This is a genomic window from Candidatus Marithrix sp. Canyon 246 (assembly GCF_001723685.1).
In the GTDB taxonomy this organism is placed as follows: domain Bacteria; phylum Pseudomonadota; class Gammaproteobacteria; order Beggiatoales; family Beggiatoaceae; genus Marithrix.
Genome location: NZ_MCBX01000042.1, coordinates 1 through 22,511, shown reverse-complemented (window position 1 = coordinate 22,511; position 22,511 = coordinate 1). Strand labels below are relative to the sequence as shown.

25 protein-coding genes are annotated in these 22,511 nt (G+C 33.7%); 12 read left to right on the top strand and 13 right to left on the bottom strand.

The window, feature by feature from the left end; all coding sequences use genetic code 11:
* Window positions 1-45 precede the first annotated feature (45 nt).
* The 3 genes from BHU68_RS15055 to BHU68_RS15045 form a co-directional block, all read right to left on the bottom strand.
* The gene (locus tag BHU68_RS15055; RefSeq protein ID WP_069472342.1) at window positions 46-1,173 is read right to left on the bottom strand and encodes an RNA-binding domain-containing protein; all 1,128 of its coding nucleotides are present in this window, start codon (window positions 1,171-1,173) and stop codon (window positions 46-48) included.
* Between the two features lie 564 nt (window positions 1,174-1,737).
* Entirely contained in the window at window positions 1,738-2,337 is a 600-nt protein-coding gene (locus BHU68_RS15050; protein ID WP_069472341.1) for a formylglycine-generating enzyme family protein, read from the bottom strand.
* The gene (locus BHU68_RS15045) at window positions 2,330-3,130 is read right to left on the bottom strand and encodes a caspase family protein (RefSeq protein WP_069472340.1); all 801 of its coding nucleotides are present in this window, start codon (window positions 3,128-3,130) and stop codon (window positions 2,330-2,332) included. Before BHU68_RS15045 ends, BHU68_RS15050 begins: the two co-directional genes overlap by 8 nt.
* Before the next feature lie 417 nt (window positions 3,131-3,547).
* Here BHU68_RS15045 and BHU68_RS15040 point away from each other — a divergent pair, with 417 nt between their 5' ends.
* Window positions 3,548-4,924: a C1 family peptidase gene (locus BHU68_RS15040; RefSeq protein ID WP_069472339.1), complete on the top strand. Its 1,377-nt coding sequence runs from the start codon at window positions 3,548-3,550 to the stop codon at window positions 4,922-4,924.
* Window positions 4,925-5,006: 82 nt separating this feature from the next.
* Entirely contained in the window at window positions 5,007-5,945 is a 939-nt protein-coding gene (locus tag BHU68_RS15035) for a D-hexose-6-phosphate mutarotase (protein ID WP_069472338.1), read from the top strand.
* On the opposite strand, the gene BHU68_RS15030 is transcribed toward BHU68_RS15035, so the two are convergent.
* Together BHU68_RS15030 and BHU68_RS15025 are read right to left on the bottom strand one after the other, a co-directional pair.
* Window positions 5,942-7,420: a DUF945 family protein gene (locus tag BHU68_RS15030; protein ID WP_069472337.1), complete on the bottom strand. Its 1,479-nt coding sequence runs from the start codon at window positions 7,418-7,420 to the stop codon at window positions 5,942-5,944. The two genes, BHU68_RS15035 and BHU68_RS15030, sit on opposite strands and share 4 nt — an antisense overlap.
* A gap of 145 nt (window positions 7,421-7,565) precedes the next feature.
* A complete protein-coding gene (locus tag BHU68_RS15025; protein WP_069472336.1) occupies window positions 7,566-9,050 on the bottom strand; it encodes a DUF945 family protein in 1,485 nt (494 codons plus the stop codon).
* 107 nt (window positions 9,051-9,157) lie between these two features.
* On the opposite strand from BHU68_RS15025, the gene BHU68_RS15020 reads away from it, so the two are divergent.
* Window positions 9,158-9,400, top strand: coding sequence for a helix-turn-helix domain-containing protein (locus BHU68_RS15020; protein WP_069472335.1), 243 nt, complete (start codon window positions 9,158-9,160; stop codon window positions 9,398-9,400).
* A gap of 50 nt (window positions 9,401-9,450) precedes the next feature.
* Here BHU68_RS15020 and rnt read toward each other — a convergent pair whose 3' ends face one another.
* Window positions 9,451-10,059, bottom strand: a complete 609-nt coding sequence (rnt, locus tag BHU68_RS15015; RefSeq protein WP_069472334.1) for a ribonuclease T — start codon at window positions 10,057-10,059, stop codon at window positions 9,451-9,453.
* Entirely contained in the window at window positions 10,059-11,084 is a 1,026-nt protein-coding gene (gene pyrC / locus BHU68_RS15010) for a dihydroorotase (RefSeq protein ID WP_069472333.1), read from the bottom strand. Before pyrC ends, rnt begins: the two co-directional genes overlap by 1 nt.
* A 316-nt stretch (window positions 11,085-11,400) precedes the next feature.
* On the opposite strand from pyrC, the gene BHU68_RS15005 reads away from it, so the two are divergent.
* Window positions 11,401-12,552, top strand: coding sequence for a formylglycine-generating enzyme family protein (locus tag BHU68_RS15005; protein WP_083235024.1), 1,152 nt, complete (start codon window positions 11,401-11,403; stop codon window positions 12,550-12,552).
* Between the two features lie 563 nt (window positions 12,553-13,115).
* Here the strand turns inward: BHU68_RS15005 and BHU68_RS15000 are convergent.
* Complete coding sequence (locus tag BHU68_RS15000) at window positions 13,116-13,433, bottom strand: hypothetical protein (protein ID WP_069472332.1); 318 nt, start codon at window positions 13,431-13,433, stop codon at window positions 13,116-13,118.
* Between the two features lie 128 nt (window positions 13,434-13,561).
* Between BHU68_RS15000 and BHU68_RS14995 the strand changes: the two genes are divergently transcribed.
* The gene (locus BHU68_RS14995) at window positions 13,562-13,876 is read left to right on the top strand and encodes a four helix bundle protein (RefSeq protein ID WP_069472331.1); all 315 of its coding nucleotides are present in this window, start codon (window positions 13,562-13,564) and stop codon (window positions 13,874-13,876) included.
* Window positions 13,863-14,759 (top strand): reverse transcriptase domain-containing protein, encoded by an 897-nt coding sequence (locus BHU68_RS14990; RefSeq protein WP_069472330.1) that lies wholly within the window; start codon window positions 13,863-13,865, stop codon window positions 14,757-14,759. Before BHU68_RS14995 ends, BHU68_RS14990 begins: the two co-directional genes overlap by 14 nt.
* 242 nt (window positions 14,760-15,001) lie before the next feature.
* On the opposite strand, the gene BHU68_RS14985 is transcribed toward BHU68_RS14990, so the two are convergent.
* The 4 genes from BHU68_RS14985 to BHU68_RS18455 all read right to left on the bottom strand — a co-directional run bounded on the left by BHU68_RS14985 (window position 15,002) and on the right by BHU68_RS18455 (window position 17,365).
* Window positions 15,002-15,283: a nucleotidyltransferase domain-containing protein gene (locus BHU68_RS14985; RefSeq protein WP_069472329.1), complete on the bottom strand. Its 282-nt coding sequence runs from the start codon at window positions 15,281-15,283 to the stop codon at window positions 15,002-15,004.
* Between the two features lie 400 nt (window positions 15,284-15,683).
* Entirely contained in the window at window positions 15,684-16,865 is a 1,182-nt protein-coding gene (locus BHU68_RS14980; protein ID WP_171899533.1) for a type II toxin-antitoxin system HipA family toxin, read from the bottom strand.
* Window positions 16,855-17,166 carry a helix-turn-helix domain-containing protein gene (locus BHU68_RS14975; RefSeq protein ID WP_069473743.1) on the bottom strand — a complete coding sequence of 104 codons (312 nt, stop codon included), beginning with the start codon at window positions 17,164-17,166 and terminating at the stop codon, window positions 16,855-16,857. The genes BHU68_RS14980 and BHU68_RS14975 overlap by 11 nt, the downstream gene beginning before the upstream one ends.
* A 79-nt stretch (window positions 17,167-17,245) precedes the next feature.
* Window positions 17,246-17,365, bottom strand: a complete 120-nt coding sequence (locus BHU68_RS18455) for a DUF6868 family protein (protein WP_445082188.1) — start codon at window positions 17,363-17,365, stop codon at window positions 17,246-17,248.
* 156 nt (window positions 17,366-17,521) lie between these two features.
* Here BHU68_RS18455 and BHU68_RS17795 point away from each other — a divergent pair, with 156 nt between their 5' ends.
* Both BHU68_RS17795 and pip read left to right on the top strand, forming a co-directional pair.
* Window positions 17,522-17,779 carry a hypothetical protein gene (locus BHU68_RS17795; RefSeq protein WP_216092664.1) on the top strand — a complete coding sequence of 86 codons (258 nt, stop codon included), beginning with the start codon at window positions 17,522-17,524 and terminating at the stop codon, window positions 17,777-17,779.
* 761 nt (window positions 17,780-18,540) lie between these two features.
* Entirely contained in the window at window positions 18,541-19,458 is a 918-nt protein-coding gene (pip, locus tag BHU68_RS14965; protein ID WP_069472326.1) for a prolyl aminopeptidase, read from the top strand.
* On the opposite strand, the gene queD is transcribed toward pip, so the two are convergent.
* Window positions 19,424-19,786, bottom strand: coding sequence for a 6-carboxytetrahydropterin synthase QueD (gene queD, locus BHU68_RS14960; protein WP_069472325.1), 363 nt, complete (start codon window positions 19,784-19,786; stop codon window positions 19,424-19,426). The two genes, pip and queD, sit on opposite strands and share 35 nt — an antisense overlap.
* A gap of 4 nt (window positions 19,787-19,790) precedes the next feature.
* On the opposite strand from queD, the gene yhbY reads away from it, so the two are divergent.
* From yhbY to rdgB, 4 genes are read left to right on the top strand one after another with little or no spacing between them, the layout of a single operon-like run.
* Entirely contained in the window at window positions 19,791-20,081 is a 291-nt protein-coding gene (yhbY, locus tag BHU68_RS14955; RefSeq protein WP_069472324.1) for a ribosome assembly RNA-binding protein YhbY, read from the top strand.
* Between the two features lie 25 nt (window positions 20,082-20,106).
* The gene (locus BHU68_RS14950; RefSeq protein WP_069472323.1) at window positions 20,107-21,246 is read left to right on the top strand and encodes an MFS transporter; all 1,140 of its coding nucleotides are present in this window, start codon (window positions 20,107-20,109) and stop codon (window positions 21,244-21,246) included.
* A gap of 4 nt (window positions 21,247-21,250) precedes the next feature.
* Window positions 21,251-21,745 (top strand): single-stranded DNA-binding protein, encoded by a 495-nt coding sequence (gene ssb, locus BHU68_RS14945; protein WP_069472322.1) that lies wholly within the window; start codon window positions 21,251-21,253, stop codon window positions 21,743-21,745.
* 5 nt (window positions 21,746-21,750) lie between these two features.
* Window positions 21,751-22,347, top strand: coding sequence for an RdgB/HAM1 family non-canonical purine NTP pyrophosphatase (rdgB, locus tag BHU68_RS14940; RefSeq protein WP_069472321.1), 597 nt, complete (start codon window positions 21,751-21,753; stop codon window positions 22,345-22,347).
* Window positions 22,348-22,511: the final 164 nt, after the last annotated feature.

Sequence of the window (22,511 nt, the reverse complement as noted above, 5' to 3'; positions counted from 1 at the left end):
AATATAAGTACAACGGATCTACTTCACTTCGTTGTACTAAAATATCTATTTATTTGGCAATTGCAAAATCACTCTAAATTCTTCTCCTTGATCAATAAATTGAAGATCTAAATTCATTTTTTTAGCCTCACGATATACCATCGGTAATCCCCTACCTAATCGTTCAACATATGATAAATTTTCCATAAAACGTAATAATAATGGGTTACGAGCATAACTAGTACCTACTATCAATTTCTCTATAGTCACAGAATTAGGCAGCCTGCCCGGGCTAATAAATTCAATTCTATCCTCAAATAAAAACACGCGAATTTGTGATCCAACAATACTATAATTGCGATGCACACAGGCATTAACTAATAATTCACGAAACACCTTATCAGGATAATGCGGAGCTTCAACTCTTTTCGCGCCTTGCAAAGTAGAAGCAATTGGAATATTAGCCTTAATAGCAGCTAAAGCATTATCTATCTGCCTTGGTAAATTACCACCGAAATTCTTATTATCTAACAACTCTTCATCTATTTCTCTACCTTTAAAATGAGCAAAGCGAATACCAGCTTGTGATAAATAGCGTTCAGGGGCAATACCAAATATTAACAATCCACCAACAGTAGGATGTGATTGTTTTCCAAGAATATCACTGGCTTGTAATAAACGTTGCCTTTCTTCATCACTTTCTTGAGAAAAATTAAATTGATAACGATTAAAATAGTCTATTATGTCAGAATAATTTAAATCTCTTTCAGAACTATAATTAATTTCAATAATATCATAATGAAACAAGCCAGAAGCCTGAAATAAGCGAATTAATTCTTCCCTAGAAGCAATGCGCTTAGTGGAACCAACTCGAATATAGTAGCGATTTCTGGATGTATAATATGGTTTATCAACTCCTTTAGGGATAGTGATAGATGCAACTTGATGTTCATCAATGGTATATTCATTATAACTAAGATTGATTGGAGGTATCACATTGTTTCTTGCAATATTCATAATATCTTCTTCATAACAACGAGATAATCCAGAAATTGTCCGATCATCTTCAACACCCAGCCAAATTTCTCCACCTTCTCCATTAGCAAAAGCAACAATTTCTTCAGCTAAGTCATTATAACTAATTGTTTCTCTTTTAAATTCAATATATTGATTTTCAATTTCTGGGATATTCATATCTTTCTGTTAGGCTGAGTCAGACCTGACAGGTTTTAAAAACCTGTCAGGTCTAATGCAGGTTGATTTATCGTTTTATTAACATCACTTTTTCTATCATAGCTGCTCCGCTTTCATTGCTTCTGTATATTAATTTAGCATCGTATTTTGCCGCTGGTTCATATTTGCCAGAGTTCAATATGGTGTTGAATATTAGTTTTAGGGTTCTTAATACTCTTTCTCCTGTCATCTCCCGCCGAGACTAAATAACGACCATCCTTGGTGAATGTTACATCTTTAATCAGAGACTTATGCCCGCCCGAATCTATTTGTAGGATAGGAACGTCGTTTTTAATTGGTTGTGGACCTTTTATTCCACAAGCACTTAAAATTAATAGAATTAAGCTTGTTGTAAAAACAGACCTGACAGGTTTTTAAAACCTGTCAGGTCTAATTAATGGTTTGATCTTCATTTTTTTAATCCTTATTTATTCATAGACAGAATTAACAGAATTTTTTTCTACAAAATTAAAGTTTAATCCTGTAAATCCTAAAATCCTAAAAATCCTGATTCAGACAATTAAATTATTTCATCAACCTAACAACTCGAAACCCAACTGTAGCATATCGAGTTGATGCTGACCATTTGGCACGGTTTGAGTTTCTTATTTTTCTAGTTCTACTACCCCATGAGCCTCCACGTAATACTAAGCGAGTTCTATTAACACGATTTTTATTTACACAATATTGTTCTTTACCTCTATATTTATATTGATATTCTGAACATGTCCACTCTTGCACATTACCTATCATATCATACAATCCAAAGGGATTTTCTGAAAATGAGCCTACTGGGGCGGTATATCTAAAGCTATCTCCACAATTTAAACAATTCGCATTGTTAAATCTAATAATTTGATTACCTGCACCAGCGGCATATTGCCATTGGGCTTCCGTTGGTAAAGTGTAAGTTTTGCCCGTTTGTTGGCTTAGCCATTTTGTATATGCCTTCGCGTCATGCCAAGAAATACCAACTATTGGATAATTACCTCCTTTTAAAGCCGCACCAAGTTTAGAATAATATCTTTTTACTCTACTAACATTAGCATGTTTTTGCCATTCAGGCAAATTAGAACCAGTTAATTTAACAAAGCGTAAATACTCAGCTACAGTAAGTTCATACACCCATAACAACTGAACCAGCTGGTATCCATGTCATTCTTGGAGCAAAACCACCAGATCTTAAACGATCCTGAAATACATTACTAAACCGTTGTTGATGAGCATCAGTTTTACAACCACCAATACAAAACTTACCCAATAATGACGAATTATACCAAGGCTGCTGTTGCCCACGACTTTCCCTTTTCACACCTTTACCAACATAACTAAACATATCATCAATACGCTGATGTGTTTCATAAGCTTTCTTAAAAGCCGAAATCAGATAAGAAGTAAATAAACCATTACGCCTATTACGACTAACATCAGAAGCCGTATCACCAAGAGCGGTAGCAAAACTAACAATAGAACCAACAGCATCCATTCTACTCAAACCACGATTAAGACTTTTCTCAACACTAGGAAAAGGATTATTACGACAAGCATCTAAAATCATAATATTAACGCTATTAGCTCTAGCATTTTCCATAATCTGTAATATTTTCTGACTATCAATTGCATATTTTCGCAAATGCTTAGAACGCCGAATTTTACGATTATCAATAGGCAACAAATAATTACGACCATTGACATTAGCACCATGCCCAGAAAAATAAAACAAACCAACAGATTGATATTGCAACAACCGCTTACCAAACTGATGAATAGCATAATTCATTTGAACTTTATTCAAATTTTTTCTTAAAACAACCTCAAAACCAATTTGTCGCAAAACAGCGGCAATATCGACAGCATCATTAACCGTATTTCTCAGACGACCATATTGATAAGAAGCATTACCAATAACCAAAGCCAAAGGCTTATGATCATCAGCAGCTACGACATTAACACCTTTAGAGTTGCTATGAACTTGATAGCTAGTAATAAATATTTTAATTTCATTGAAATTTTCCTATTTGATTTTAAAGCCCTGAAGGGGCGAAATATTATAGCCTAGGGCAACGCCCTAGGTCTGATGTATGTTATATGTTAGCCCTGAAGGGGCGAAATAAGAAATATTGTGTTGCCCCTTCAGGGCTTTGTTATATAATATACGTTATCCTAGGGCGTTGCCCTAGGCTATATTATATCGCCCCTTCAGGGCTAAAATCAAATATTTTAATAGTAACATGCAATTTATGTACGATCCTACTGAAAATTATTGAAAAAAATCTTTATTTGTGAGAAGATAATATTCTTAGAAAAAAAATGAGGCTATATAGGAATTAAACTTATGAAAATTATATTTATACTAAGCTTATTAATTAGTTTGAATGCACTTGCAGCACCCGGAAAGGGCTTAAATTTTGATGATTTTGCATATCAAAAAATTTTATTAAAAGCTTCATTAACACGAGGCTTATATGTAGTTCCATCTAAACGTTTTTCTCTAAAACAATATAGTCCAACTCCAAAAAGTCAGGGAAAAACAGGAACATGTACGGCATGGGCAGTAGCCTATTCAGCTCGTACTATTAGCGAAGCAATACGTCATGGCTGGAAAAATAAATCTTTTATCACTAAACAAGCATTTTCTCCCGGTTTTCTTTATAAATTAATCAAAACAAATTATGATTATACATGTACTAAAGGTACATCCATTCAGAATGCACTTAGCAAATTAAAGAATATTGGCGTACCAAAATACAATGATTTACCAACATTATGCCCAGCTACAATACCTAATTCTTCTTATCAAGAAGCAACAGCGTATAAAATTAAAGATTTTGTAAGACTGTTTAATACAAATGATCCAGCTCAGATCAAAATAGATACAGTTCGCAAAAGTATTTCTGAAAAAAAACCAGTTATTATAGCCATGAATACACCTGATTCCTTCTCAAAAAGTCACCGTAAAAAAGTATGGCAAGCTACAGAAAATCCTAATATAAATCATGGTGGACATGCTATGACAGTGATTTCTTATGATGACAGCAAATATGGTGGAGCTTTTGAACTTCAAAATAGCTGGGGAACACGTTGGGGAAATGGTGGATATATCTGGGTTAAATATCCAGACTTTGCCAAATTCACATACTATGCTTTAGAATTAATTGATCATCCAAAAAAATCTAACTATTGGCAAACAGATTTATCCGGCAGATTGAAATTAGTATTATCTTATGGCAATCAAATGCAAGTCACAAGACAAAATAATATATATAAAGTAAAACGCCCATATAGATCAGGAACAAGATTTCGTCTCTATATATCTAACAACCAACCTGCATATGTATATGCCTTTGGCTCAGACTTAACAGGTAAAGTATATCCTATCTTTCCACATAAACAAGGAATAAGCGCAGCCCTAAATTATAAACGCAATGAAGTACCTATTCCAGATGAAGATCATTATATTGCTATGGACAATAATGTTGGACATGATTTTATTGCAGTATTATATTCTAAGGACGAATTAGATATTAATAAAATACAGCAACAAATTGAACAACAATCTGGTAACTTTGCTCAAAAAGTACAAAAAGTACTAGCTCACAAACTAGTAAGAGCTAGGAATATTAAATATTCATCTAATATTATTAGCTTCAAAGCCAATAGCCGTGGAAGAACGGTAGTGCCACTGATAGTGGAAATAGAACATATAAAATAAATGGAACATATTTTGCTAAATATACAAGTTCATGGATAATTTGTAGTAAAATACAGAGGACATTAAATATTTAGGAAATCAGATGAGTACAATCAGTTTACATGCCTTTAAAAATCGTCTGACGGTTTTACAAACTATCAAAGAAATTTTTTCTATTGATAATCATTTAACTTTTACGGCTGGTCGTAACAGTATGACTGTAGCTGAAATTGCAAATGATCACGCAGAAGCAATGATTTCCTTAGAAGGCGGGCATGTTATGAATTTTGTTCCGCAAAATCAAGAACCATTACTTTGGTTAAGTGATTTTATGCCAATGGATGCCAATAAGGCGATTCGCGGTGGTATTCCCATTTGTTGGCCGTGGTTTGGAATTCACCCGACAGATTCAACTAAACCTGCACATGGTTTTGCACGAATTACTCCGTGGATAGTGAAAGGAACTAAAGCACTTGAAAATGGGGCAACACAGATTAACTTTGGCTTAAAAGCTAATGAGAATACAATAAAGTTATGGCCCTATAAATTTCAAGCATTATTAACAATTACAATTGGTTCTGAATTAAAAATTGAGTTAATGACTCGTAATACTGGCAATGAAAGTTTTACTTTAACTCAAGGATTACATAGCTACTTTAACGTCAGTGATGTTAGGCAGGTGACAGTAGATGGTTTAGAAAATTGTGAATATCTTGATGCAGCAGATAATTGGCAACGCAAGCAACAAAGTGGAAAGATAACAATAAGCGGTGAAACCAACCGGGTTTATCTTGACACTACTGCTGATTGTGTAATTGAAGATCCCGGTTTTAACCGCAAGATTCGTATTGCTAAAGCTGGTAGTAAATCTACTGTGGTATGGAATCCTTGGGTAGAAACAGCAGCGCGTTTCGGTGATTTTGGTTATGAAGGCTATTTAAACATGCTCTGCGTAGAAACTACTAATATAGGCGATGACGCTATTATATTAGCTCCCGGCGAAGAGCATTGCCTTCAAACTTTGATTAGTATTGAAAATTAAATTTTGTCTTCGTCATCTAGTTCTAAGTCTTCATCTATAGATGGCGGAGCTAAAAGTTCTATACTAGAAAAAAATAAATCTTTTTCTTGCCCATTTACTTGTAATTCTCCATCATATAAATTAGCGGTTAATTTATATATATCATTATCCAGTTCTAATAACCATCGATTCTTTATATAGGATTGAATTTGTTCTTGTGTTTTTATTTTAGCTTGTTTTCTTAATTTTTGTATGTTTGGTTTAGTTACTTCTTGAACTAGATTTTCTAATATTTTTGGTTCTATTAATTGCTGCAACAACTTTTTGCTAACAGTTAAATCAACTTGACTTTGTAATGCTGGTAATAAATTACTAGTATCATCTAAAGAAAATATTACTTCTTCATCAAAACCAATTGAGGCTGTTGCCTGCAATATCTCATTATTACTGCTTAAACGGAGTTTTGTGATTGCAAATTCAGGAGATTTTTCTAATAACATTGGCAACACTTCATTCAATTGAAATACTTTGCCCATTGTTAGCATTTGCTTAGAAATAATACCAGTTTGGCGTTGTTTTTGTAAATCGCGTACCATAGATTGCCAATCTAATACAGCATCAATATTTATACGGTTAAATTCAAAATCAGCTTGATAATTAATTATAACTGGTTCATTTGGTGTAAATTTAGTATTACTGAATGACTTCGCAATATGAGTGTTAATTTTATAATTCACAACTCCATTATCTATTTTACCTTGAGCTGTTAATCCTAAATCTGTTAATGAGGAGTTAAAGAAACCATCATTAATTAAAATTTTTTTTACATTTAAAGTAGCATTAGTTATATTAACTTCTTGCTTCTCAACTTGAAGATTAAATTTTAGATCATGTACATCCAATTCGCCATTTTCATCACGATGTCTGAATTGTTTCCAAATTAAATCTAGCTTATCAACAATTAAATCTGGATCAAAGAGAGCATTTAAATGCAATTTATCAAATAATAAAAATTGTTTTTCAGTATTAAGTAACAGATATGGAATTTTGAAATCAACAGTTAAATTGTCTTGATTTTTAGCAAAAGTTAATTTACCGGTAAAACCTTTCCAATCTAAAACCGTCTTTTCTTTGTCTTGAAAGTTAAAAGGAGGGAATCCTAAAATACTACTTGCTTCTCCAGCAGCATTAATTTTGGTTCTAATAAAAACCATAGGAGTGATTTTTTGGGTAATATCTTCAGATAGGATAATCTCAAGAACAGTGTCAATAGTTTGTGATTTGCTAGGCTGTTTTAAATGAGTTGAGATAATGTCATCTTTAAAATTTTTCAACAATACCATCCAATCACCTACAAATTCTTTTTTAGCTAAAAATTTATCGTGATTAATACGATGTTGAAGAGCAAATCCTTGTATATAATTATGTTCTTCTTCTGCTACGACATTATGATTATAGAATAATACTATTGCTAAACAAGCTAGTCTAATATTCATTTGAAAAATCTCCTTTGGGTAATTAGTAAATAATTACTAATTATATCACATATATAATATATTGATATTGTTAGCGAGGGGATTTTTAGATGGAAACAACAAACCTGACAGGTTTTAAAAACCTGTCAGGTTTAAAATCGGATATTTAAAATAAAGAAATTTCTTTTTCTTTACCATTAACAATAAGTTTATTATCTTTAAATTGGATAGTTAATTTAAAGTTTTTGTCATCAAGATCAACTAACCAATTTTCTGCCATATATTTTTTCAAAGCGGCTTCACTGTTAGCTGTTGCTAATTTTTCTACATCTGCTGATTTTTCTGCACTTAAATCATGAAGAGCTTTATCCATTAACGCTCTTTTGACTAAATATTTACTAATTTCAGTAAAATTCATTTGCGCTCCTATAGAAGATAATAATACTGAAGGTGTTAAGGTTAAGGCTTTTTTACCATCAATATTGATTGAGGCATTTGCTTTTATATTACCTTTTGGTGTTGTGATATTAAAGTTAGTTACTACAATTTCAGGTGATCTGGCTAAAAATTGTGGAACAACTTGGATCAATTTACCTAGTAAAATACTTAATTTTGCATGATCATCTTCTACTGTGCGTAATGTACGCATGGTTTCTTGTATTTCATAAATAGTTTTTGCATCTATATTATTAATATTTACATTAGCAGCATAGTTGATTGGAGTGTCTTTACCGGGTAATAGCAAGTTTTCAATTTGTTCTTGTATAGCAATATTGATTACATCATCTTTTAGTTCGCTATTTAGTTTGAATGATAAATTATCAAATTTGCTTTCAGTTTTTTCATCTTTGAAGTTCGCTTGTTTCACTTTAAAATCTAAATTACCAATTTTTAAGCCATTTTCAATTTCAACTAGATTAAGTTTACCAAGCATTCCTATCAAATTAATAACTTTACCAGCATAATTAACTTTCAATTCTGGTAAACTCCATTCCATATTTTTAGGAGTTAAGTTGTGATTAAAAGTACCATTTAATGTGCTTGCAGCCCATGAAAAAGATGAGCCTTTTTCGGTATTCAGAGTAATACCTAGAAAATTTAATTGGGTAGTAACAGATTCAAATCCTTTGCTGAAACTAAGTTTTCCATTTAAACCTTTCCAATATACAGTTGCCTTTTTGCTGTCATCGCGATAAGAATGTTTCATTTCACGTTTCTTTTCAGGCATGAATAATCTGCTGTTAGCACTACCATCGCTATTTAATTTAGTTATCATAAATATGGTAGGTAAATGACCAATACCGCGACTTAATCTATTTGGCAAATATATGTCAATTGCAGACGTAATATTGACAACTTCTTTAGAAGATTTATCTACATGTTTTAAAAAGCTTTCTCTAAATTTATCTAAGATAATACCGGGCTGATCTTTTATTTTTTTAATTGGAAAAACCAGAGTTTCTTCAGGTAATGGTTTATCGCGATTAATGCGATGTTGTACAGTAAAACTGAATTGTTTTGTTAAAAATTGTGTAACTTCTTCTTTTAAACTGCCAGCACGTTTAACAGTATCCTCTGCCAATAATGGTTGAGTGAAGCTCATACCAGTTAGTAATACACTGGTTGCTGTTAGTTTTAATATTTTATTCATATTAATAATTTTTCCTAATAAGAGATTTAAATAGATATCGGTTTTACTTATGAGCAAAAATTATTCCTGAATTGATCCAAACTTTAAATTAAAGAAGGCATTTGAAAATGAATGAAGAAAATCGTGATATTTGGCAAGAAGTGTTAGATGGGGTGCGTGAGATTAAATCAGGGGGAGGTAAACGTTTCACAGTTGAAGCCCCGTTGGTAGTAGATGCTCGACATAAAGTTGGATTTTCTCAAGTTAAGTTTGCTGAGCTATTAGGTGTTTCAGAACAGACAGGTGCTGCTCATTCTCTATTAATTTTGGCTAAAAAACGTCCAGAAGTCTTACGTGATGTATTTGCTTAATCATAGATAAACTACAAGGATTGCATATAAACAATCCTTGTAGTTATAAGCTATCGGTTATTCCACATATTAACTATATTACAAAATAAATCGGCTGTACGTTCAGCGTCATAAATGGCGGAGTGAGCTTCTTTAGCTTCCCAGCGAAAACCTGCCGCTTTTACCGCTTTTGCTAATACTGTTTGCCCATAAGCTAATCCTCCTAATGTTGCTGTATCAAAAGTGCTAAATTTATGAAAAGGCATTTTTATCTCATGACGATCACTAGCCGCTTGAATAAAACTTAAATCAAACATAGGATTATGACCAACTAAAATTGCACGTGAACAGTCATGTTCTTTTACTGCTTGTTGTATTGGAGAGAAGATTTTTTTTAAAGCTCTTTCTTCTGTCAACGCGAATCTAAAAGGATGATAAGGATCAATTCCTAAAAATTTTAATGATTCTTCATCAAATTCAGCATCTTTAAATGGAGTTACATGACAAAAAATGGTTTTATCTGATTGCCAGATACCTTGTGAATTGACTTTTAATAATACCACGGCAATTTCTAATATGGCATGACGTTCTGGATTTAAACCTGTTGTTTCAACGTCAACTACTACTGGTAAAAAACCTCGAAAGCGTCTTGCTATTTGTGATTGTCTTTTCTTCGCCATTATTTTGCCAATTGCCAGTAAATTTCTTGTTCTGCTCGTATTGGTACAACTTTCTGTGTTCCAAATTCAAAATGACTTGGCATTTTCCAAGTGTGTTTTTTCAAGGTAATTTTCTCCGTATTACGAGTTAGATGATAAAAATCTGCACCATAAAAGCTGGCAAAAGCTTCTAATTTATCTAAAGCTTGTACTTGTTCAAAAGCTTCAGCATATAATTCTATAGCGGCAGGCGCACTATAAATTCCTGCACAACCACAGCTAGTTTCTTTACTTGAGATAGCATGAGGTGCGCTATCAGTGCCTAAGAAAAATTTAGGGTTGCCGCTAGTAGCGGCTTTTAATAAGGCTTGACGATGAGTTTCACGTTTTAAAACTGGTAAACAGTAATGATGTGGGCGAATACCGCCTGTGAATAAATCATTGCGATTCATTAATAAATGATGTGCAGTAATTGTTGCCGCTAGCTTGTTGTTTCTACTAGTTACATATTCAACTGCTTCTTGTGTGGTAATATGTTCTAATACTATTCTAAGTTCAGGAAAATTTTCTATTAATGGATCCAGTACAGATTCAATAAATAGTTTTTCGCGATCAAAGACATCAGTAGTTGCCGCTGTAACTTCGCCATGTATTAATAATGGAATATCATATTTTTGCATAGCTTCAAGTACTTGCCAGACTTTAGCTAAATCTGTGACACCACTATCAGAATTAGTAGTAGCACCAGCAGGATAATATTTTACAGCTACTATATCAGGAAAATCTTTTAATTTGACAATTTCATCTACTGATGTATTATCTGTGAGATAAAGTGTCATTAAGGGTTTAAAGTTATTGTCTATATTAACTATTTGTTTTTTATAAGCAATTGCTTGATTTACGGTTGTAATTGGTGGTTTTAAATTAGGCATAATGATAGCGCGAGCAAAGCAACGAGCCGTGGCGGCAACTACTGATGCCATGTTGACACCATCGCGTAAATGCAAATGCCAATCATCTGGTTGGGTAAGTGTAATAGTCTGCATATTATCAATGGTAGTAAAATTAAATTTTCATTATACTATGAATCAGATAATTTTTAACGCAAATGAAATTCTTTACAATCAATGCTTAGATTTAGTTCAGAGCCAAGATTTTCACTTCATGCTAAACCTTGTTGATAATATTTCATAATAACTTGAAGTAATTAATTAAAAAGTGTAATATGCAAATTGTTTGAATCAGAATTTACAGAATTTTAGGATTTACAGGATTAATTATTATTCTGGCATATTCTGTAAATTCTTAAATCCTGCAAATCCTGATTCAGACAATTTTAATTATAATACCAAGAGGTGCAATATGCAAATTAAAAAAACCATACTATTAACAATACTAATCCCAAGCATAAGCTTAGCAGCTCCATTAGAGCCACCAGCTCCATCTGATAATATCGGCAGTGCTATGTACAGCATTTGGGATATTTGTAAACGTTTAGATTCTGGTGCCGCTGGAGAAAAAAGAACTTTTCAGTCTCCTCCAAGTGGTCCAGCTCCAACTGGTTGTTCTTTAAATGATATTCTGGATAAAGCCCCTGCTAAGAGTGCAGTGGGCGTTAGTCCAAATGAAGTTGCTGCTGGTAAGGAGTATTGGGGTTTAACTGATGGTAATTGGGGTTTACAAACTGGTACTGCTAGTGCTAAGACTGATCCTAATTTAAAGCCTGAAAATATTCGCGCTGGTGTTAGTATTTTTGGTGTGGTTGGTACTTATATTCCAACTGCTGGCTCTACTTTTAGTGATACTTTAAAGGATGGTAGTTCTGCTCCAGAAATGGTTATGATCCCTGCTGGTAGTTTTAGAATGGGTGATATTCAAGGTGGTGGTGATAGTAATGAACAGCCAGTGCATTCTGTTTTTGTGGGGCAGTTTGCTATGGGGAAATTTGAAGTCACCTTTGCTGAATATGATAAGTTTGCTGATGCTACTGGTAGAGATAAGCCTGATGATAAAGGCTGGGGGCGTGCTAATCGTCCGGTGATTAATGTTTCTTGGAATGATGCTACTGCTTATACAGAATGGCTTAGTGATCAAACTGGTAAACAATATCGCTTACCTACTGAGGCAGAATGGGAATATGCAGCTAGGGCTGGTACGGAGACTAAATATTGGTGGGGTAATGAGATTGGTACAAATAAGGCTAATTGTGATAATGATCATTGTGGAGATAGTTTTGAATATACTTCAGATGTAGGGTCTTTTGCTGCTAATCAATTTGGTTTATATGATACTTCAGGTAATTTATGGGAGTGGACTTGCTCAGAATGGGCAAATCCATATAACGGTAAAGAAGCTGTTTGTTTAAGCAAAAATAATGCCAATAATGATAGACGTTTGTCCCTTCGCGGCGGCTCGTGGAACGACTTCGCGGGGTACGTGCGCTCGGCTACCCGCGTCAGGGACGAGCCGACGAACCGCGGCAGCATCGTGGGCTTCCGGGTCTCCAGGCTATAACCCTTTTTACTTTATCCCTTTTACCCTTTTTATATTTTTTTATTTTTAATTTTTTATTTAATATTCCATATATATATATGTTGTAATTTTATTTTTTATTTAATATAATATATACAGATATGTGTGGAATGTTGATTTGAATTTATTTTGAGGTGGGATTGGCCGTGCGTCGCACGGCGCGAATTTTTGGTATAAATAACCATTATATAACAGTTGTTATTGTATGCAAGAAGGGTCAAAAAAAGTGATTTCAGGACGTTCAGTTGCCTTACTAGCCCCGAAATCTGTCATCCAAGACAAAACTATTCAGCCATCCCATCCTTGCGAGACTAGGAAATCCACTCATGGCTACCTAAACCTACGCTGATTATTTCCGTAAAAATAACCACTCTGAGAAAAAAGGTATACTGGAGACCCGGAAGCCCACGTTGTTGTTGCGGTTCGTCGGCTTGTTCCTGTTGCGGTTAGCCGAGCGCACGTTCCTCGCGTTGTTGTTCCACGAGCCGCCGCGAAGGGACAAACGGATCGGTGGATTCCCTTAAAGGAAAATATTATATCACAAACTATTTTTGCAATCGAATGATTTCTTTAATATATCGCTCCTTAGTAGTTCCATCTTGAAAAGCGATGGCAACTGAATAACCGGCACGAACTAAACATCCTACATATTTATTTATCCCAGATTCAGGAAAACCACCTGTAATAGTAGGATTATCAGGATCACCAGTGACTTGTCGTTTCAAACCAGTTAATTTAGAAACAATTTCTACATCATCATTCATAACTTTCATAAAGATACCAACTTGCATTAACAAAATACAATCAGGAGCTTCTTGCTTTAATTCACAATATCGGTCGATTATTTTTTTTGGTACTGTCATAATATACGCACTAATCTTCAAAATTCATCACTTTTATCATTCCGACGAGAGGACTTGTCATCCCGACGATAGGAGGGATCTTAAGATTCCTCCTATCGTCGGAATGACAAACATTATAATATATATATATGGATACTCAACTGCCTAAAGTAGTACAAGATTGTCACAACTTAATTTTATGGTTAATTCCTTTACTTGATAAATTTCCACGCACACGCCGGTTTACATTAGGGGAACGACTAGAAAATAACCTACTATCAATCCTAGAAAATTTAGTAGAAGCCTGTTACACTAAACAAAGAAGGAATATTCTTATTCGCACCAACCGGCAATTAGAAATCACCCGTCATTTATGGAGATTAGCCTTTGAACTTCAAGTTATTTCTCAGCAACGTTATAAGCATGGTGCGAAATTAATGAAAAACATCAGTGGCTCAATTTAGCTTAAATTTAGAATCCGAATTATTCACCTTACAACGACAACTTATTGAAGCTAACTATCAACCGGGCGACTATCGACTATTCACAATTTATGAACGTAAACCACGAATTATTGCAGCGGCACCATTTCGAGATCGCGTAGTTCATCACGCATTAATTAACATCATTGAACCACCACTAGATAAACAATTTATCTATGATTCCTATGCCTGTCGCAAAAACAAAGGCGTACATAAAGCTATTGATCGTTATCAAACATGGGCAAAACGTTATCGTTACGCACTAAAAATGGATATTAGCAAATATTTCCCTTCAATTGATCGTATATTGTTAAAAGACAAAATTAGCCAACGGATAAAAGATAGCAATGTATTAAAATTAATAGATAAAATTATTGATACAGCACCAAACACTGGGCTACCAATTGGCAATTTAACCAGCCAATTTTTAGCGAATTTATACCTAGATGACTTTGATCATTACATAAAAGAACAACTTAGAATTCATCCATATTTGCGCTATGTCGATGATTTTATCATACTTGACGATGATAAAAACCGCTTACACGAACTAAGAATCCAAATACAAGAATACTTAGCGAATAACCACTTACATCTTCACCCTCGTAAACGCCACATTGCACCAACTCGTAGAGGTTTAGATGTATTAGGCTACTTAGTATTTCCTAATCACCGTTGCTTACGAAATGACAATGGGCATCGTTTTTTCCGTAAATTGCGTGGTTTTGCGAAAGCTTACGCTCAAGGTAAAATAGATTGGGAAGACTTCAATCCGAGCGTACAAAGCTGGATTGGACATGCAAAACATGCTGACACATATAATTTACGTGCAAAAATATTTTATAATACTGTTTTTCGTCGTTAAAAACTGGAGTTCAACCAAAGCTTACTTCGCTTCGCTACGTGACTGCGTATCGCTTTGAATTCCTGATATTCTGAAAATTCTTAAATTCTGTAAATTTTGATTCAGACAATTTTTTTACTGATTATCTTGAATACCTTTCACAATATTGATGTACACGTTCTACAGAGTTAAAAATTAATGGGCAATAATGTTGTACATAAATATTCTGTTGCCTTATTCATTAATTCTAATTCTTATTGAATTCATAATAATACTGCTTGTTGAAGAGCTAATTGAATAAAAGGTTTAGAATTATCTTTAGCAATAATTAAATCAATTTTTTGTTCACCAATCAGTTCATAAAGTTTAATCTTGATTTTTCTTTGCATTCTAAAATCTAAATGTTGCGAGAATACTAATAAATCAATATCTCCACCTTTTTTATTATCATCAACTCTTGAGCCAAATAAATAAATTAATGCCTGTGGATCAAAATTATGAATCGTTTGTTTAATTGCTTGTAGTTGTTTTGATGTGATACGCATTTTATTATATTAACGCAAATTCAAAATACTAGAACCTTGATAATTCAACTTTCTACAAACCAATCCAAATACATTGTCATCTTACCTGCCAGAAAATATGGCAGATTTAATAAGCGATATTCTTTTCCTGCTATGGTAGTAGCAGTATCAACTTTTAAATCTCCAGCATACAGGCGTACCGCATAATTATGATCTACTTAGGCATTAAATAATGTGGAATGTTGGTTAGCAAGTAATTCTTGACCAACTAAATGTTCTATTATTCGTCCGCCATAAATGCTGTTTAAATCTTTGATGCCAAAAATTTATGTCTGTAAACAAGAAAAATAATTTACCTAACCGGTGTCTAGTATCTGTAGTTTTGCCTACTTGCTGTTAATATGCTTAGTTTAAACATTGATCATTTTTGTATTAATTCTTCTACATTATCAATAATAACAGTTTTAATTTCATACTGTTGCGCTAAATGTCGCCATTGTGACACTGCTTGTTTTACTTGTTCTATCATTTCCATCAAATTGCTTATATTATATTGTTCTGCCAGTATTTGTAAGTCTTTTAAATTCGGATTTTTGCCTTTGCCATTGATACTCATTGAATGTTCTCCTGCCATTCCTTGAGTTGGCATCAAATCATAAGCTGGTGTGAGTTGCCATTTTTCATTGAGCATAAAGGAAAAATTTTTCACATGATCATCTCGATTATGAGCAAAAATATTAAATAACATTCGTTTAAATGCTTGTTTAATTTCTTTATTATCTTGAGTTAAAATTTTCGTGACTTGTAAGTAAGTTTCATAATCACAAGCTGGAATACGATGATCTGCATGAATCAATCCTCCTAATGTGTGAGTATGAATACGCTGATCTCCATCTCTATCAAAACGTTTAATTGCAAAATACCTTTGCTGATTTTCTGCTGTAATTAAACGTGTTTCTGGCATCTCAATACCAGCTTGTTTTGCCATTAATGAATAGACATATTCTATAGCTCCAGCGTCTTCTAAATCATCAGTTTGTGAAAATTTCACTAAAAAATGTTCATAACCTGCCGCTAATTTATCTACTCCACTAATAACATTATTATTTTGATCTAATGCAACTAAAACTTTTGGTCTAGCTCCGCCTGATGAGCTTCCAAGGTATTGTAATTCTGGAAAAACTTCTTCAGATGTACCGCTTAATATTTGCAAACTTTTTTCTGCTAATAAATGTAATTTGAATTCAGATAAAATATCACACTGAAATTGGACGGGATGATAAGTTAATGCTCCCATTGTACGTGTACCCATATAAGATAAACGCTCTAATGGTGTAATAGTTCTGATACCTAATTGTCGAAAAGCGCGATTCATCAATAATAATCCCCAACCATCAGGCAATGAATCATTAAATAAGCCATATAATCCAGAAAAAATACGCTCTTTTTCGATAAATACACCACTTTTATTAGGCAAATAAAAAGGAGATAAGGCTAAACCAGTTTTAATAAACTCAGGAGAATATTCAAAAAGTATTTGTTTTTTATAATTAATTAAATGACCAACAGTTTTATAATCATGAAAACGAACCTCAATTTCCATTTCTACGTTTTCCTCGTTGACGTTTGTTTTCCAATTTTCTGACATCAGCCAATGTCATAATCTCAGGTTCTTCAAGTAAAGAAGTAAATTCATCTAAACGCCCAAAAGTCCATGCCAAAAGTAATAATCTTTCCAGAGAAATTTTACCAGTAGATTCAAAACGTTTTAAAGATGCGAGACTAATACCAGAACGCTCAGCCAATTCAATTTGAGTCCATTCATTAATTAAACGTAAACGCTTAATACGTTGACTTAGAAGTTTTTGTATTTTATTTGGAGTGTATAAGTTAAGCTCTAACATATTAGCTATTATATATTGTTTTTGATGTTAATAGCTAATATATTATATATTAAATTGCGACTTGAACTGTTAGGAAGGCTTAAAAATTGATGTTATGCAACAACTTTTCGACTGACAGCTTAAACAATTTTCCATGCATTCGGTACATAAAGTCATGAGCAAAGATAAAAAATAAAACCCACCACAACATTAATCCGATTACAAAAAGAGTATTATCTTCTTAGAGCCAGTGGGATAAATCTACAACTACATTCTAGCATATATCGAATGCAATCAAATATGGGAAGTACAGATATACCTAGATATTGGATTACTTTAGAAAAAGAAATTATTTGGGATTATCCGAAAAACTTCATTGATAAACCTCATCCTAGTAGAAGTGACTGGTTTCCATATTGCACTGATATATCAGCAATATATTGACACTCCCAAAGATAAGTTATTTCATCAAATATTCGAGAATGACTTCTGGGGATTAACAAATATTCTTAAAGCCTCAGATAAAAGAATAGGTTCAAGACGTTTAGATAAACTGCAAAGAAAAGTAAAAAATAAAGCAGCTTTGAAAGTTATAGAACATAGAATTTTGAATTTAAAAAATCCTGTAGGATGACAACTAAAACAATTCGGCTATAGCACTAAAATTATTTGGCTTATATATTCTTGTTTCGCTAATGGTCACAATACCAACTCTAATCACTTAAATTACCGCAACGCGGTAAGCTGGGTTAATTTCGACACATAATGTAGGCTGGGTTAGCTTATTGAGCACAGCGAAATAACGTAACCCAGCAATTAGCTCTATCTCTATCATTTTAATTACATTCACTATAATCCTGTCAAACATGGTTATGTAACAAGAGTCAGGGACTGGCAATATTCCTCTTTTTTCCAATTGATTGGGCAACAATGGACAACAGCACTATTTATAAAAAATATTCACCAACTAATAGCCAAGAAATAAATTAAATTGCTGGGTTACGTTATTTCGCTGCGCTCAATAAGCTAACCCAGCTTACCACGTTTGAGTCCATTCATTAATTAAACGTAAACGCTTAATACGTTGACTGAGAATCTTTTGTATTTTGTTTGGAGTGTATAAGTTAAGCTCTAACATATTAGCTATTATATATTAAAACTAAGGCGTAATAATTCCAAGTTTAGTACCAATTTCAAATCAGGAATTGTTAATAGACTTATAAAGTCATTCAGTTGTTTCGATCTTCTTTCCATTAAATGTTGTTCTCCTAATTCTATTTCATAGCATAATTCAGAATAAACAATAGATGAAATATGAACTTGTTCAATTTGACTCTAATATGTTATTTGTTTTAGTATGGTTCGTTTAAACATTTATAGAATTGAGAAATTAAAATGAAAACATTATATCCAGAAATAGAACCTTATATTACTCACAATATGGCTGTTGACAATCAGCACATATTAATGGTAGAAGAATCAGGTAATCCTAATGGAATACCGGTTATCTATTTACATGGTGGACCGGGATCAAATTGTAAACCTCATCATCGTTGTTTTTTTGATCCAAATCGTTATCGAATTATATTATTTGATCAGCGCGGTGCTGGGCGTTCAAAACCTACCGCTAGCCTTGAAAATAATACTACTCAACATTTGTTGGCTGATATGGAAACTATTAGGCAACAATTAAAAATTGAAACTTGGCTAATTTTTGGTGGTTCTTGGGGTGCAACTTTAGGTTTATTATATGCTCAACAATATCCAGAGAATGTATTAGGACTAATTTTACGTGGAGTATTTTTAGCAAGACAACGCGATTTTGATTGGTTTTATAAGGATGGAGGCGTAAATCGTATATTTCCTCAACAATGGAACGCCTTTATGCAACTGGTTCCAAAAAACCAAGACCCTATAAAATATTATTATAAAGCATTAACTAATAATGACAAAGCTGCAACATTAGCTTGGGAAACATGGAGTTCTTGTATAGTTAGCTATGGACAATTTCCAGCACCCACCGAAGTTTCACATGGAACTAAAATTGAAGTTCATTACTTAATCAACGATTTCTTTATAGAAGAAAATCAGATATTAAACAATCTGCATAAAATCAAAGATAAGCCAGCAATTATCATTCATGGGCAACGCGACTTAGTTTGTCCATTAGAAAATGCCTATTCATTAGCACAAAATTGGCCCAATAGCCAACTAAAAATAATATCCACAGGTGGTCATTTAGCGGCTGATCCAGAAATGATAGCGGCTTTAGTTGAGGCTACTGATTATCTCCTCGATAAACACAGCCACTAGTACAAGTTTCTTGAATCGTAATTTGGCATAATGTTGGTAATTTGGGTTTTAAATGTTGCCAAATCCAACGCGCTAAATTCTCACTAGTAGGATTCTCTAATCCCTCTACCTCATTTAAATAATGATGATCTAATTGATCATATAAAGGCTTAAAGGCAGCCTTAATATCAGCAAAATCAATTACCCAACCCTTGTCTTGATCTACTTGATCACAAACATGAATAGTAACTTGAAATGAATGCCCATGTAAACGTTTACATTTATGACCATCTGGTACATTTGGTAAATGGTGTGCTGCTTCTATATTAAATTTTTTATAAATTTCCATAATTATGACATTAACTACTCAACAAATTCGTAAACTTCGTAGTATGGCTCATCACTTAAAACCTGTAGTGATGATTGGTGATAAAGGTATAAACGATAACATTCTAACAGAATTGGATCGTGCTTTAGAACATCATGAATTAATTAAAATTCGTATTGCTGGAGCTAGTAAGGATGAACGACGCGCTCTTAGCAATGAAATTTGTCAGGCAAGTAACGCTACATTAATACAATTAATCGGTAATATTACTATTTTATATCGTCGTAGCAAGGAACCTAAGATTATGATAAAATAACAGTCTTTTAATTTACTATAGACTTATGACCATAAAAAACCATATTGTCGCATTAGCCAGCATTTTATCAATGCGAATGTTAGGCTTATTTATGATATTCCCGATTTTTTCCTTGTATGCGCAACAATTACCTAATATAACTCCTCTCTTAATAGGGCTAGCAATCGGCATTTATGGTTTAACTCAGGCGATTTTGCAAATTCCATTTGGAATGTTATCAGATCGTATTGGTCGTAAACCAATAATTTATTTTGGATTATTGATATTTGCAATCGGCAGTGTAGTTGCTGCCCTATCTTCTTCAATTACCGGCATTATTATTGGTCGTGCTTTACAAGGCAGCGGTGCAATTGCTTCAACAGTTTTAGCACTTACAGCCGATCTCAGTACTGAAGAAGATCGCACTAAAGCAATGGCAACTTTAGGCGTTAGTATTGGAATGTCATTTATTTTAGCACTAATTATTGGTCCAATATTTTATAATTGGATTGGAATATCAGGCATTTTCTGGCTAACAGCGGCATTAGCAATATCTGGTATTGCAATATTATATTATTGGGTGCCAGAACCAATTAATTGTAATTCTATAATTAAAACCAGTTTTAAAGCTGTATTGAAAAATACTCAATTATTACGCCTAGATATTGGAATTTTGTTATTACATTTTAGCTTAACCGCGTTATTTGTAGTATTACCAATTCGCTTAGCTACACAGGTTGATGCAGTTTGGCAAGTTTATATACCGGTATTATCATTATCTATTGTTGCAATGGTGCCTTGTATCATATTAGCAGAAAAATATAATCATATGAAATTAGTATTTCTAACAGCTATAGCCATATTGGCTTTATCGCAATTAGGCTTTAGCTATTTACATACTAATTTCATAGGAATTGTTATAATGTTATTCTTATTTTTTACTGCATTTAATGTATTAGAAGCAAGTCTGCCGTCTTTAATTAGTAAATTAACTCCAACTGATAGTAAAGGTACAGCAATGGGTGTTTATTCAACCGCCCAATTTCTTGGTGCTTTTTTAGGTGGAATAAGCGGCGGTTTTTTGCATCAATATTATGGAATTGAAACAGTGTTTATTATTTGTGCATTATTAATTTTTATATGGTTAATATTCGCACTGACTATGAAAAATATTACAAAGAGATAAAAATATGTCAAAAGGAATCAACAAGGTCATTTTAATAGGAATTTTAGGCAATGAACCTGATGTACGTTATACAGCAGCAGGCGTAGCTGTAGTCAATATCAGTCTTGCTACAAACGATTCTTGGACAGATAAACAAACAGGGCAACGCCAAGAACGTACTGAATGGCATAAAGTAGTGTTTTTTAAACAACTTGCTGAAATTGTTAAACAATATTTGCATAGTGGTTCAAAAATTTATGTGGAAGGTAATTTGCGTACAGAAAAATGGCAAGATCAAAATGGTGTAGAACGCTACACAACTAAAATTATGGCTCGTGAAATGCAAATGTTAGATGGTCCTAAAACTGGAGCAGGAGATAATTATCAAGCACAAGCTCCCCAACAAACAAATTATGCTCCACCACAGCAACAGCAAGCAGCTCCTCAGTCTCCACCAGCAGCGGCACCAGCAGCGGCACCAGCACCAACTCAAAATTTTGATGATGACGTACCATTTTAATTATTATGAAAAAAATTGTTTTAGCTAGCGGCAATGCCGGTAAATTACGTGAATTTGCTCAAATTTTAGCCGAATTTAATTTTGAAGTTACTCCACAAAGTCAGTTTAATGTACCTGATGTTGAAGAAACTGGACTAAGTTTTGTTGAAAATGCCCTGATTAAAGCACGTAATGCCGCCCAACATACTGGTTTACCAGCGATGTCAGATGATTCTGGTATAGAAGTTGATGCACTAAAAGGCGCACCGGGAATTTATTCAGCTCGATTTGCCGGTGTTGGTGCCAGCGACGAACAAAATAATCAATTATTATTAGAAAAATTAACCGGAATACCAACAGCAAAACGTACAGCGCGTTATCATTGTGTAATTGTCTATATGCGTCATGCGAATGATCCTATGCCAATGATTTTTCAAGGAAGTTGGGAAGGAATAATTTTAGAACAGCCACGAGGAGAAAATGGTTTTGGTTATGATCCATACTTTTATGTGCCTACTCATAAATGCTCCTCAGCAGAATTAGCATCAGAAGTAAAAAATCAACTTAGCCATAGAGGAATCGCATTGCGGGCATTACAAGCTGCTTTAAGTACTAAAACATAAATCATCTAATATACCCCCCTAAGCTCCTTTCCTTTGTATGTAGCCTTTGTAGGGTGGGTAGAGCGAGAGCGAAACCCACCACTTTTAGATGGTTTTGGTGGGTTTCGCTCTCGCTCTACCCACCCTACATTATATCTGTCTCTTATACACATCTCCGAGCCCAC